This window comes from Runella sp. SP2, from assembly GCF_003711225.1.
In the GTDB taxonomy this organism is placed as follows: Bacteria; Bacteroidota; Bacteroidia; order Cytophagales; family Spirosomataceae; genus Runella.
Genome location: NZ_CP031030.1, coordinates 2,014,541 through 2,027,359, shown reverse-complemented (window position 1 = coordinate 2,027,359; position 12,819 = coordinate 2,014,541). Strand labels below are relative to the sequence as shown.

Annotated in this window: 11 protein-coding genes; 5 read left to right on the top strand and 6 right to left on the bottom strand. The window is 42.7% G+C overall.

Features of this window, described 5'->3' with window-relative positions; genetic code table 11:
* The first annotated feature begins 1 nt into the window (after nucleotide 1).
* Nucleotides 2-2,389 carry a heparinase II/III family protein gene (locus DTQ70_RS08515; RefSeq protein ID WP_122930421.1) on the top strand — a complete coding sequence of 796 codons (2,388 nt, stop codon included), beginning with the start codon at nucleotides 2-4 and terminating at the stop codon, nucleotides 2,387-2,389.
* Between the two features lie 4 nt (nucleotides 2,390-2,393).
* On the opposite strand, the gene DTQ70_RS08510 is transcribed toward DTQ70_RS08515, so the two are convergent.
* Entirely contained in the window at nucleotides 2,394-2,816 is a 423-nt protein-coding gene (locus DTQ70_RS08510) for an HNH endonuclease (RefSeq protein ID WP_122930420.1), read from the bottom strand.
* Nucleotides 2,813-3,052: a hypothetical protein gene (locus DTQ70_RS08505; protein WP_164489930.1), complete on the bottom strand. Its 240-nt coding sequence runs from the start codon at nucleotides 3,050-3,052 to the stop codon at nucleotides 2,813-2,815. The genes DTQ70_RS08510 and DTQ70_RS08505 overlap by 4 nt, the downstream gene beginning before the upstream one ends.
* A gap of 49 nt (nucleotides 3,053-3,101) precedes the next feature.
* Between DTQ70_RS08505 and DTQ70_RS08500 the strand changes: the two genes are divergently transcribed.
* The 3 genes from DTQ70_RS08500 to DTQ70_RS08490 all read left to right on the top strand — a co-directional run bounded on the left by DTQ70_RS08500 (nucleotide 3,102) and on the right by DTQ70_RS08490 (nucleotide 6,381).
* Complete coding sequence (locus DTQ70_RS08500) at nucleotides 3,102-4,688, top strand: hypothetical protein (RefSeq protein ID WP_122930418.1); 1,587 nt, start codon at nucleotides 3,102-3,104, stop codon at nucleotides 4,686-4,688.
* A gap of 93 nt (nucleotides 4,689-4,781) precedes the next feature.
* Entirely contained in the window at nucleotides 4,782-5,222 is a 441-nt protein-coding gene (locus DTQ70_RS08495; protein ID WP_122930417.1) for a MarR family winged helix-turn-helix transcriptional regulator, read from the top strand.
* A gap of 1 nt (nucleotide 5,223) precedes the next feature.
* Nucleotides 5,224-6,381: a homogentisate 1,2-dioxygenase gene (locus tag DTQ70_RS08490; RefSeq protein ID WP_122930416.1), complete on the top strand. Its 1,158-nt coding sequence runs from the start codon at nucleotides 5,224-5,226 to the stop codon at nucleotides 6,379-6,381.
* A gap of 99 nt (nucleotides 6,382-6,480) precedes the next feature.
* Here the strand turns inward: DTQ70_RS08490 and DTQ70_RS08485 are convergent, their stop codons facing one another.
* The gene (locus DTQ70_RS08485) at nucleotides 6,481-6,903 is read right to left on the bottom strand and encodes a GxxExxY protein (protein ID WP_122930415.1); all 423 of its coding nucleotides are present in this window, start codon (nucleotides 6,901-6,903) and stop codon (nucleotides 6,481-6,483) included.
* Between the two features lie 259 nt (nucleotides 6,904-7,162).
* Between DTQ70_RS08485 and fahA the strand changes: the two genes are divergently transcribed.
* Complete coding sequence (gene fahA, locus DTQ70_RS08480) at nucleotides 7,163-8,359, top strand: fumarylacetoacetase (RefSeq protein WP_122930414.1); 1,197 nt, start codon at nucleotides 7,163-7,165, stop codon at nucleotides 8,357-8,359.
* Between the two features lie 59 nt (nucleotides 8,360-8,418).
* Here the strand turns inward: fahA and DTQ70_RS08475 are convergent, their stop codons facing one another.
* The 3 genes from DTQ70_RS08475 to DTQ70_RS08465 form a co-directional block, all read right to left on the bottom strand.
* Nucleotides 8,419-9,930, bottom strand: coding sequence for a DUF1593 domain-containing protein (locus DTQ70_RS08475; protein WP_122930413.1), 1,512 nt, complete (start codon nucleotides 9,928-9,930; stop codon nucleotides 8,419-8,421).
* Nucleotides 9,931-9,997: 67 nt separating this feature from the next.
* Nucleotides 9,998-11,275 carry a nucleoside hydrolase-like domain-containing protein gene (locus DTQ70_RS08470; RefSeq protein WP_122930412.1) on the bottom strand — a complete coding sequence of 426 codons (1,278 nt, stop codon included), beginning with the start codon at nucleotides 11,273-11,275 and terminating at the stop codon, nucleotides 9,998-10,000.
* A 146-nt stretch (nucleotides 11,276-11,421) separates the two neighbouring features.
* Nucleotides 11,422-12,813, bottom strand: coding sequence for an alpha/beta fold hydrolase (locus tag DTQ70_RS08465; protein WP_122930411.1), 1,392 nt, complete (start codon nucleotides 12,811-12,813; stop codon nucleotides 11,422-11,424).
* Nucleotides 12,814-12,819 lie beyond the last annotated feature (6 nt).

The window sequence follows — 12,819 nt, the reverse complement described above, 5'->3', positions numbered from 1 at the left end:
CATGAAAAAACATATCATTTTCTGGCTTTTCAACTTATTCTGTTTTACAACTTTTGGCCAATCAAAAAAGGCGCACCCTTATCTTTTTTATACCCCTGAGCGCGTCAAGATTACCAAAGAACGCCTCCAAACCGATACTTTATTGGCTAAAGCTTGGCAAAATATGCTGCAACGCACCGACAAGTCTCTCGAAGGGAAAGGGGGAAATTTGGAAAACCTGACTTTGGTTTATTGCATGACAGGCGACACCAAATACGCCGAACGAGCCAAACTTTTGTTGCTCGACTGGGTAAATCGTCCTCAGTGGGACGGGATGGACGACCGCACTCCACGGTGGAACTCAGGCCTTGGAACTGCCCGTGGCTGTTTTCAAACCGCTATTGCTTTCGACGGCATTTACAATTACCTCACTCCTGTCGAACGAAAAGAAATCACTAATAAAATTATCAAACTGGGAATTGAACCTGCCATAAAAGATTGGGTATCAGAAGATAGTCGCATTCATACCCTCAACTCGATGGGGCACAATTGGTGGTCGGCGGTGGTATTTCAAGCAGGGATAGCTTCCATGGCTGTACTGAACGAAGAGCCCCAAGCCAAAACCTGGGCTGAGGAAATAATGCGAGCGTCCAAAGAATGGTTTGCGTTTCAGGGAAGTGTTTTGGAGAATAAACCCTCCAATTTCGATGCCAACGGAGGCTTTTACGAAAGTGTGAGTTATGCCAACTTTGCGGTTTCAGAATACCTTACGTTTCGCTTGGCCTGGACTAACCTTTTTGGAAAGGCATCAATGCCTTATGATGAAACCCTCAAAAAGACAGTCGATTGGTTCATTCATGCTTCTTATCCCACGTCAAAGCACCGAATGATGTCGCTCAATTTTGGCGACTCAAACGATCATGCCAACGGAGAACGCCCCGCCAAATTGATGTTGGCACTGGGAATGGGGAATCCTCATTATTATTGGTATTTACAACAAATCGGCAACAGTGAAGGGCGAGAAGACATGAATCTTGCTACTCCGTTGGGGCTGCTTTACCATCCAATAGAATTAGGAATTAAGAATGATGAATTAGGAAAAAGGAATACAAATTCGACACTCAGCATTCAAAACTCGACACTTCCTAACCCTCTTCCCACGGCGGCTATTTACAAAGATATGGGCTGGGGAATGTTGCGCTCGTCTTGGGAGAAAGATGCGACGATGTTGGGGGTAAAATCGGGTTATACTTGGAATCATGCGCACGCCGATGCAGGTTCGTTTGTGTTGTACCACAACGGCCAGTATTTACTCATCGACGGCGGTGATGTCAGCTACGGTTTACCTGAGTACAGTTCATATTTTGTACGGAGTGAAGCTCACAACGTTATGTTGTTCAATGGCAAAGCACAAGACCCACAAGACCAATATCATGCCGTAAAAACGTCAGGTAGTCTGCATCATTTGATTAATGGTGGCTCACTCAAATACCTCATGGCTGATGCAACAGGGCCGACTTCCCGCTATTTTTTGCGGAATTACCGTCATTTTTTGTGGCTTGACAAAGTGATTTTGGTAGTAGATGACGTAAAAACGTACGAAGCGGGCAAGTTTGAGTTTTTGTTACACTACCAAAATGAAGCTAAAAAGAAAGGCCCCGACCTCGAAATTAGCCAAGGAGAAGCATCTATTCTGTTTCGGCCACTCTATCCTGAAACATTGCCATTAGGGTATCCGCACGATTTTCCCGAAAAAATGAAGTTGGAAGAACGATGGGGAATCAAAGACCGTGACGTCAAAACGAAAATCCCTTACTATGCCATTTCACCCGCTGAAAACTCACGACAAACAAAGTTTTGGAACGCTATTCTATTGTTAGATAACACCAATAAAGCCGTTGAAACTTTTGTTGGTTCATCGGGCGCTAATGGAGCCGTAGGACGTACCAATTTGCCCGTAATCGAAAAAATAAGCGGCGACAACTGGCAGGGAGTACGGATTACCCAAAACGGAACGATAACGGAAGTTTATCTCAATTTGCTCGCCGATGGCCGCCTCATGCACCGCAACGCCAATGCGATTATCAATGGCTGGGAAACCGACGCCTATTTAACCGCCGTGACTTTCCCCGAAAAAGCCGACCGCTCAAATCCTGATAACCTGACCTCGTTTTTTGTCAGCAATGGAAGTTATTTGCGCAAAGACGAAAAAACCTTTTTGCATTCGCTTTCCAAGGTGTTTATGAATGCTGATTATTCTAAGAAACAATTGAAAGTTGAAGTGGATGGCCAACCGTTGATGCGTATTTTATTACGAGCTACCGAGGAACCAAGCGCAATGATTGTCAACGACAAAAAAAGGGCGCCCGCATGGAAAGACGGAAAGATAACAATTGGTTTGGAAAAGTAGATTTTCAAGTAAAAACATCCATTAATCCCAATTGGCACAGCACTTTACGTTCTATGATTCTATCTGGGTGGTTGATAGCAAAAATTTTGAGAGTGGCATTGCCAATATCAGTTTTGCCAATGATTAATCCCGATGTTTGTAATTCAAAATGATAAGACCAATCGTCAATTCGAGGGTGAAAAAATCTTACAAAGTCAAAATTTTTTCCAAGATATGTTCCCAAATCCGAGCCTTTGTAACGATTGCAGTCAGGACAAGCATATGCAAAATTCCCAAGTTCATCTTCACCTCCATGTTTACGGCTGATGATATGGTCAACTTGGAATCCATAATATGAATCCGTATCAGGAATACGGCAGTACTCACAACGATGCTCAGCTCGTTCAATAATTTTATTTCGGATAGCACGAGGTATTTTCTGGCTCATACACCACTCAAGCGCTGGCGTGCGTGTGCTTTAGCAAGCCTTATCAATCGTTCCAAAACAAGAAAATGGTCAAGTTCATCTTTTTCTGTAGCTGTCAATGCTGACTCTTTTTCCTTTTTAATCAAGGCCTGTACACGCTCTTGAGCTTCAAGGGGTGCTTTTAGTTCAAGGATTTTAGTAGGATTCATGTTGGCAATAAAATTAGCCACATCATCATAAAGGGTTTGAACCGTCATAGTAGCGCTTTTTTTAACAAATATAACCGATTTCTCTGCTAAAGTAAATATGTATCTGCGAATCATCTCCCTATATCTTATCACACTTTTTTTAAAAACGACCCTTTACGCCCAAGTTTGGCAATGGTCGGTGAAAGTGGATGGGTACAAACATCCTGAGATAAACGATAACCCCACGGCTTTTCTCTGGATTCCTGAAAATTGCAAAAAAGTAAAGGGCGTAGTGTGGGGAATGCACAATATGACAGAGGAAGGAATCCTAGAAAACGCTAAATTCCGCCAGTCAATGAGCGAAATTGGGTTTGCTACGATTTGGGTAACGCCAGGTTTAGACATGGTTTTCGACTTCAATAGAGGGGCAGGCGAAGGCTTTGAAAACATGGTGAAGCAATTGGCCGACGTGTCTGGTTATCAGGAGATAGCAACCGCTCCCGTTGTGCCGATAGGACATTCTGCCCACGCTTCTTTCCCTTGGAATTTCGGGGCTTGGAATTCCGCACGAACCTTGGCAATTATATCCATAAAAGGCGATTCTCCCCTCACCCATCTTACAGGAAGTGGCAAGCCCAATCCTGATTGGGGTAATCGGACGGTGGAAGGAGTCCCAGGTTTGTTTATTATGAGCGAAGTAGAATGGTGGGAAGACCGTATTGAACCTGGTTTTAATTACGTAAAAAAACACCCTAAAACCCCCATTACCTTTTTTGCAGACGCAGGTCACGGCCACTTTGACTATAACCAACGAATGGTTAATTATATCGCATTTTTTATCAAAAAAGCGGCCAACTATCGCCTTTCCAAAAACGGTCTTCGTTTCATTGACCCACAGCAAGGATGGCTTATCGACCGTTGGCGCCCCAACTCCCATCCAACTGCTCCCCCTGCCCCGTATTCTCAATTCAGTGGCGATAAAAGCGTGGCGTCGTGGTGTTTTGATGGAGAAATGGCGCGAGCCACCGAAGCCTATTATGCACATCCACGGGGAAAGAAAAATCAATACTTAGGGTTTATCCAAAACGCCGACACCCTAAAACCGTCTAAATCTCATGGGCAATTCAGCCTTACATTTAAACCCGCAAACGATGGCACCACCTTTTACTTAAAACCTTTTTTTACAGATACTTCCAAAATAAAACCTACTTCACAACACGCGACATCTTTGTTGACAATTGACCGTATTTGTGGGCCAGTCCAGAAAATAAATGATACAACTTTTAGGCTAAGTTTTTACCGAATGGGGTTTTTGAACCCTAAACGAAGCAACGCGATTTGGCTCTTAGCGCACAATGAAGGTGACGATCATTTCAAATCGGTGATTCAGCAGATTGAACTCAAATTTCCAATAAAAAATACCGAGGGAGCTAATCAACAAATTGATTTTGAAGCTATACCCAACCTATCCAAAACCCCAAAATTCATTCCACTACACGCCACAAGTTCCACCAATTTGCCCGTGGACTTTTACGTTAAGGAAGGCCCTGCTTTTATATCTGGTAATCAACTGGTATTCACAAAAATACCTCCCAAGACAAAATACCCCGTAAAAGTTACTGTTGTGGCGTGGCAATACGGTATTGCTGGCAAAATCAAATCAGCACAGCCTGTTGAACAGTCCTTCTTTCTCCTTCGCCATTAATTCTTGTTTTTAAGGGTTTTTGAAATATTTTTACCAATAATTGATACATCAACTATTGATTTTAAATATATTTGTCACAACAATTTAAAATCAATGAAAAAATTAACGACCTCCTTTTTCTACAATTTAGAAAAAACCGTCAAAATCTATCGTCAGTTTTTTCAAAACCAGTTCAAAATCAACGGGTTTGACATTACGCTTGACCAATGGTTGATTTTAAATACAGTCGCCGAAAATCCTGACTGTACCCAAAATGACATTGCCGAGAAAGTCTTCAAAGACAAAGCTTCGGTGACTCGGATTATTGAATTATTGGTTCAAAATGGTTTTTTAGAGCGTGACATTCATCCCACCAATCGGCGGATGTTTCAACTCACCATTACTGAAAAAGGGCTTGAAACCATCGAAAAATTGACGGAATTAGTACCCCAAATTCGTCAAAAAGCCCTTGAAGGAATTGAGCCAGCGTCGGTTTCGGCAGCCCAAGAAATGCTGGCAATGATTGTTAAGAACTGTATTCCAACTTCATCATAACATGCCTATTTACCACAAACTCGGAAAAATTCTACCCAAACGGCATACGCAGTTTCGTAAGCCCGACGGTGGGTTGTATTACGAACAATTGTTTGGCACCATCGGATTTGATGGGATGTCGGCGCTGATGTACCACGTGCATCGTCCCACTATGATTCGTGAGGTTTTGTCCGAAACCGATGTAAATCCCAAAATTGCTATTTCAAAAAGTATCAAGCCTCGTCTGTTGAAAGGGTTTCAACTTCCCGCTGAGGACGATTTTTTAGAAAGCCGCAAGGTGTTATTGGCAAATGCTGATGTTCACATTGGCTTAGCGGCACCGCGTCAATCGCTCCGCTCCTATTTTTACAAAAATGCTGATGCCGACGAGCTACTTTTCATTCACCAAGGGACGGGGATTTTACGGACGCAACTGGGTAACATTCCATTTGAATATGGCGACTATTTAGTCATTCCGAGAGGCATGATTTACCAAATTGACTTCGATGGCACTGACAATCGGATTTTGTTTGCCGAGTCGTTTCACCCCATTTACACGCCGAAAAGGTATAGAAATTGGTTTGGTCAATTGCTTGAACATTCGCCCTTTTGTGAGCGGGATTACAAGCTCCCCCAAGAGCTCGAAACGCACGACGAAAAGGGCGATTTTGTCCTAAAAATAAAAAAACAGGGTATTTTGTACGAACTCCTCTACCCTACGCATCCGTTTGACGTGGTCGGTTGGGATGGATATAATTTCCCTTATGGGTTTTCGATTCATAATTTTGAACCTATAACTGGTCGGATTCATCAACCGCCGCCAGTGCACCAAACATTTGAGACAAAGGCATTTGTGGTTTGTTCGTTCTGCCCACGTCTGTACGACTATCACCCGCAGGCCATTCCTGCTCCTTACAATCATTCAAATATTGATTCAGACGAAATGCTGTATTACGTTGATGGCGATTTTATGAGTCGGAATAACATTGAAAAAGGACACATTACGCTCCACCCTGGAGGAATCCCGCACGGGCCAGCGCCAGGCGCTTACGAACGCAGCATTGGCAAAACTTCTACGGAAGAACTAGCAGTCATGATTGATACGTTCCGTCCCCTTGCGCTTACGGAAGAGGCGTTGAAATTGGATGATGGGAAGTACTATCAAAGTTGGATTGAGTGACTTTTTAACCACATAGAAAACATAGAAGTTTTCACAATAGAAATCATTAGTGAACGCTATGTGCAATTTCTATGTAACTATGTGTTTAGATGGCCTTTACTATAATTCAGGTAATTCTCGAAAATACTCATTCACAAACGTTTTCTGTCCACTGCTAAAAATGTTCAAAACATGAAAGTTGATTAGGATACCTTTGGGAATTTTCAGGTGTTTCATATAGGTCAATAAGGTTGCTTCAAAAATAGGGTGCATGTCCAAGACGGCCTTATTTTCCACTAACACCAGGTCTTCGACGAGGATGTCGTATCGAAGTTCACAATCAAGCAAAATTTCCTTATATGGTACCTGAATCGTTTGTTGACTTTTTGTGCGTAATCCACGAAGTGAAAGCTCATGAATTAATGCCTTTTCGTAATTGCTTTCTAACAGGCCAGGACCTAGGACTTTATGAACTTCAATCGCAGCTCCAATGATTTGGTAAGTCAGGTCATTGATTATCTTTTTTGTGATTATTTGACTCATATCTCTATATACTTGTTCTTTCTATAAAGACTGAATTTCTTACTTTTAGATACACAAGAGTCAGTATCTATGTGTTTAACCATTTTTTACCACATAGAAAACGCTATGTGAAACTATGTGTAAATCCTATGTATCTATGTGTTTAACCTTTTTTTACCACATAGTAAACATAGAAGTTTTCACAATAGAAATCATTAGTGAACGCTATGTGAAACTATGTGTAAATCCTATGTATCTATGTGTTTAAATAACACCTAAAATGAACTTTTCCCTCGATACCATCCCTTTTGGCATTTTTTCGGTTAAAAATCGCCGTAAAAAAGTAGCAACTATTATTGAAAATCAAGTAGTTGACTTGGCAGAATTAGCCCATTTGGGGTACTTCGATGCCCTTAAAATCCCCAAAAGGGTTTTTACAAACGACTACCTCAATGATTTCATTTCACTGGGTAAAGCGAAAACCAATGCCGTTCGGGCGCACCTAAAGGAACTTTTAAAACAGCCTACTCAGCTCCCAGCATCCGTCTTTCATGAAGTGGCTGATGTGCTGCTTCATTTACCCGTTAAAATTGGGGATTATACCGATTTTTACTCCTCTGAGCAGCACGCCACCAACGTTGGGATGATGTTTCGCGACCCCGACAAAGCACTATTGCCCAATTGGAAGCATCTTCCAGTAGCCTATCACGGGCGTGCCAGTTCGATTTTTGTGTCGGGCACAAATTTTCATCGTCCCAAAGGGCAACTTTGTCCCGACGAAAGTCAGCCTCCTTTTTTCTCACCCACCAAACGCCTCGACATTGAACTTGAAATGGCCACGGTCATTGGCAAAACCAATCCGATTGGACAGGCCATTGACGTGAACAAAGCCGAAGAGTATATATTTGGTTTTCAACTATTTAATGATTGGTCTGCCCGCGACATTCAAAAATGGGAGTACGTACCCCTTGGGCCTTTTTTGGCCAAAAACTTCTTTTCATCCGTATCGCCTTGGGTCGTACCCATTGAAGCTTTAGCTCCTTTCCAAGTGGCTAGCGAAGAACAAACTCCTCCAGTCTTGCCCTACCTTCAAGAAAAAAACAGGCACTTTTTCGACGTAGAGTTGGAAGTAATTTTGCAAACGGCTTCGGGCACTGAAATCAAACTATGCCATTCTAATTTTAAACATTTGTACTGGACAGTCGCCCAGCAAATTGCCCACCATACCGTGAATGGGTGTAATTTAAACGTCGGAGATTTACTTGCATCGGGCACTATTTCAGGAAAAGAACCCGACAGTTTTGGGTCTTTGTTAGAACTAACCTGGGGAGGCAAAAAACCGATTCTGTTACCTGACGGTACAGAACGACGTTTTTTAGAAGATTTTGACACCATCATCATTCGAGGCTATGCCGAAAAAGAAGGGGTTCGAGTTGATTTTGGAGAGGTGAGAAATACTGTGTTGCCTGCTGTTTAATATTTTAGACCTTCCAAGTTTTGAAAATAGGTGCCCAGTCTTGGAAGGTCTTCACTCATTTATTTGACTTTCAAAATCACTCGCTGATACCTTGTTAATGCTGGCGAGCCATTGTCTTCGGCCTCAACGATGATGTGAATGGTGTCGCCGCTTTTTGCAGATGCTGGAACTGTGATATCAGCACTATTACCATTTTGAGTAATTGAGGCTTCTTCTTTACAAGTCCCCACTTCTTTGTATTGCCAAAACTTCAACGAAACTTTATTGCCGTCAGGGTCAGAGGTTTTGGCTTTTAAAGTAATTTTCTGACCACCAATAACCAATAAGCGGAACGCCGCCCGCCGATTACCATTAACCATTACCTTTGGAGCATGATTGGCATGTTTAAAGTCTTTAATACACCAATCGGCACGAGCAGCAAAATCGTTTTGAATGGCGGGAATCCAGCGAGTTTGGGCAAAAGCATCATCCATTTTTTGGGTATAAGGATTAAAATCTGCTGCTGCTTTGCCATCTTCCCAACGGCTCGGTGTTTTCTCTGACTGAACCAAACGGCCGCCCCAACCGCCATCTTGTGGGTTTTCGAGGTTATTCAAACCCACGTCTATCAAGTGTAAAAAGGCTGGAGAATCGCCTTCTGAAATAAAGTCATATTGCCCAAAACTCCCCCATTGGTTCTTTTTGGCCTTTTCCATACTGCTGTAAATGTCTTCAATTTCACCTTTGGGAGGATTTCCATCGCCGTAGCTGTAGTACATTTTGAGGAGCGGGCCGTGGTTATTGATGATATTTCCCATAAACTTACCCTCTAAATATGGGTGAAGCTGCTCAGGCACAGCTCTTTTCCAAAAGTAGGCAAAACTCCAAAATTGGCTTGCATTGTAATACACTTTGAGATCTTTCCAATTGGGTTCGATGTATTTTTTGTAAGTAGCATCTTGGTCAAGAATCGCGTAAAGAATGGCTTTTTGGCAAACTTTACTATAAATTTTATCCCATTGAGGCGTTGATTTATAGGTATCTTCAATGCTTTTCAATGCCCGAGCAATGGTATTTGTCCCTCCCCATACTTGTAAGTAAAGCGGTGTCATGTCATCATCCAATAGTTTAGCTTTGATAAAGTCAGAACCAGGCGTGTCTTTGGCCATTTCTCCTTCAAAATCAATGTTTCCGATGCGGATTCTGTCTCTAAGATATTTATGCGTTGGAAAATCCTTTGAATGTTTGATAAGGTTCGGATATACTTTTCCGTAGGCGTCCACCAAATCGTAAATCCACTGCTCACCTGGCCAACGGAGTTCGGTACGTTCGCCGTACATCTTTTTGGTCATTTCCATTTCGGACGTAAACTTCGTCCCTTTGCCATCGCCTTTATAATGCCATTGTGAACTGCTGACAATCAAGCCTTCCACCTTATATTCATTGGAATAAAGTAACATTCGTATAAAGGAATCTACATCATCCAATTCTCCGTCGGTTGTGACGATGGTACGCGGTTTGGGACTTTGGGTAAAACCGATATTCGCCCCCCAAATAAAAATAGCACACAAGAGCAAAACGTTTTTTCTCATCGATTTTTTTGTTTTTATTACTTTTTCTTTCTTTTACTTAAAGAATTATTTCGCTCATTTTTTCCACTTACTTTATCCACGCCCAGCGTTTTGCCCAGTCCGAAAGATACGCTTCACGGTATTTGGAGATGGTTCGTGCCCCTTGCTGTTCTCCCAAAAACAAAGCAGGGTTTGGCAAATCACTGTACCAATTTTTACCAAGTGGATAATCATTTTTATTGGGTTTTCCAGGCCAAGGCACTGTACTGACATACACTCCCTTTTGCCCGTCTAACTCCTTAATTGCACTGTGTAGCACGTAATTTCCAACTTCAGGTTTTTTAGAAGAATAACGTACTGCATATACGCCATTTCCTAGATAATACCCAGGCCATTGTTGATTCTGCGCCTCCAACGTAAAACAAGTTGAGTCTTTGGAAATAGGTAACACAGGCCCTTTGAAACGCCATTCGATTATTCCGTAGGCTGGAATGGTATCGGCAGTGGTGGTATTTCGTTCAAAAATAGCTCTTGAACTTCGGCGAATGGGAACAAATTGCCCTCCCCAACTTTCGCCCTCAGGGTTTAGTGGGTTTCCAAACATTAAGTAGGCCAATGAAGGCGTGTCCCCCATTTTAACATGGCCTTTGTAATGATTCACAAAATCAGCCCCCATTGCCCCGTGATTTTTCACAAAGTTCTCATAATAAGCACCTCCACTCATATTTTTAGGCGCATTTTCATCTTCCATAAACCAACCCCGATAAGTAGCATTGGCCTCAATCATCCACAGATTGGGATGGTGTTGTACGATGTAGGAATACGCATTTACACTCCATTTTTTATTAGGACCTCCAATCCAATACACCTTTATTTTCTGTTCAATTTCGGGAGCATCGTGCAGCGCTTGTGCAAGGTCTTCTAAACCACCCCATACCAGCACCCAAAGCGGTTGTTTGCTTTTCTTTTTTGCACATTTCACAATCCATTCCGACCCTTCAGTTGAATTCGAAAAGCCCTTGTAAGGTGCTTCTGGAACGGTTCCTTGCTTACAAACTTTGCGAAGTTGGTCTGGCGTTGCTAAGTTTTTATTGTGAGCGATCAATTGGGGAAAATCCTTTTCGTACAGGTCAATCATATCCAACAAATCTTTCTTTCTACCTTTCCCAAACGGCGATGAAATTAGCCCTTCGATTTGGAACAAATCAGAATACATCATCAAGTGTATCATCGACTGATTGTCGTCGGGGTCGGTTCCACCAATATCGGTGCTAACAATAATGCGAGGCTTTTCTTTCGGCTGTGCCCATACAAGACCCCAAAAACCTGTTTCTAAAAGAAACAAAAGCAGTATAAAGATGCGCATCAAATTATCTTTTAACAGTATTTTTTTGAAATAATACGCAATTATACATACAAAAAAGAAGATTATCGAAAATAAAAATAAATTTTCGATAATCTTCTTTAAAAGAAAAATTAAAACAATGCAGTGGTCAACTGCCTGTTGAGCAGCTATTGTGAAGCAGTACTTGCGTGCCGAATCAATCTTTGCCAACGTCCATCTCGTAGTACCCACACTTCAGTAAATCTACGTTCGTGCGGTTTTCCAGCGTCGGCGCGGTTGGCGTCGGGCGTTGGCGTCACCCGCTCTTTTCCTACAACAATTGCTACCTTATCGCCTTCCATGGCAAAATGCTCAATGTTTTTTTCAAACCTGCTGTACTGAATAATACCCGATTTGACCCGTTCAATCATTTTTTCTTTGCCAATCATCTGCCCAAAAGGGTTAGTTATGATCATATCGTCTGGGTAAAATGCACGCATTGCCGTCGTATCCTGCTTTAAAATGAGCTGTTCTTGGTACTGAATCAGGCTGTCGATGTGGCGTAGCACTTGATTTTCGTAACTACTCAATGACTTTAAACTTGTTTGCTGGTTTGCATTTGAAACACGAGGCTCAGTAGGTTCGCGTTTTAAACGCGAATCAGCAATAGAACCTTCTCCCAAAAACGCCCGCACCATCTCATTGACTTTCTGGTAAGCCTCCAAATGCGGCAAGTGGCCAATACCATTCAAGATTTCGAGTTGGGCGTTCCGAAATGTCTTGGCAATGGGTTGAGCATTGAGATTGATGGGCGACACCCTATCTTCGGTACCAGCCATCACCAAAACGGGCATGGTAGCCTTGGTGGCTATTTTTTCGGGATAGTGATCTTCTGCCATCATAAAATTGGTGCCTCTCATAAACATCCGAGGGCTTACACCTCTCATGCCTTTTCGAGCGAGTTCGATGAGTTCGGACGATGAATTGAGCGCCAACAATGCCTCTACTCGCTTGCTGGCAAAAGCAAAAGGTCCATCCTTTATTTGGTCATAGCGCATATTTACATAGCGTTCTCGTTCTTCATAGCTGATGTTCTTTTTGCCCGCCGAAGGCCCCGCAAAAGCCATTTTGATAACCCTCTCGGGGTAGTGATAAGCAAAACATTGCGATACCCGGCTACCAAAGGAGTTGCCTAAGAGATAGACTTTGTCCAATTTGAGGGCGTTTAGAAAATCGGCCAAAGCATCGGCGTAATCTTTGCAAGTGGGATAATCGGTTTTAAGCTCATCGGAGAGCATGTAGCCCGGAGCGTTCCAAGCTATGACGCGGTAAGTATCTGACAGCCCGTGGAGTTGATACCGCCAGTCTGCGGAGCTACCGCCGTAGCCGTGCAGACAAATGATAGCGGGTTTAGTATCTTGGCCCGCTGCCATATAACTCCATCTGTCGCCATTGAACTTCGACTTATCCACCACTTGGGCGTAACTCATTTCGGGCAACGGTGGAATAAAGAGGGGCGTTTGGGCGAGCAGTAAGGTGTTAAAAAAAGCAAAAACAGCAGAGAGAATGATCTTTTTCATAAATGT

What these genes read in the sequence shown, in the direction of transcription:
- DTQ70_RS08515 (WP_122930421.1), top strand. Translation starts at nt 2, where the DNA reads ATGAAAAAACATATCATTTTCTGGCTTTTCAACTTATTCTGTTTTACA.
- DTQ70_RS08510 (WP_122930420.1), bottom strand. Translation starts at nt 2,816, where the DNA reads ATGAGCCAGAAAATACCTCGTGCTATCCGAAATAAAATTATTGAACGA.
- DTQ70_RS08505 (WP_164489930.1), bottom strand. Translation starts at nt 3,052, where the DNA reads ATGACGGTTCAAACCCTTTATGATGATGTGGCTAATTTTATTGCCAAC.
- DTQ70_RS08500 (WP_122930418.1), top strand. Translation starts at nt 3,102, where the DNA reads ATGTATCTGCGAATCATCTCCCTATATCTTATCACACTTTTTTTAAAA.
- DTQ70_RS08495 (WP_122930417.1), top strand. Translation starts at nt 4,782, where the DNA reads ATGAAAAAATTAACGACCTCCTTTTTCTACAATTTAGAAAAAACCGTC.
- DTQ70_RS08490 (WP_122930416.1), top strand. Translation starts at nt 5,224, where the DNA reads ATGCCTATTTACCACAAACTCGGAAAAATTCTACCCAAACGGCATACG.
- DTQ70_RS08485 (WP_122930415.1), bottom strand. Translation starts at nt 6,903, where the DNA reads ATGAGTCAAATAATCACAAAAAAGATAATCAATGACCTGACTTACCAA.
- fahA (WP_122930414.1), top strand. Translation starts at nt 7,163, where the DNA reads ATGAACTTTTCCCTCGATACCATCCCTTTTGGCATTTTTTCGGTTAAA.
- DTQ70_RS08475 (WP_122930413.1), bottom strand. Translation starts at nt 9,930, where the DNA reads ATGAGAAAAAACGTTTTGCTCTTGTGTGCTATTTTTATTTGGGGGGCG.
- DTQ70_RS08470 (WP_122930412.1), bottom strand. Translation starts at nt 11,275, where the DNA reads ATGCGCATCTTTATACTGCTTTTGTTTCTTTTAGAAACAGGTTTTTGG.
- DTQ70_RS08465 (WP_122930411.1), bottom strand. Translation starts at nt 12,813, where the DNA reads ATGAAAAAGATCATTCTCTCTGCTGTTTTTGCTTTTTTTAACACCTTA.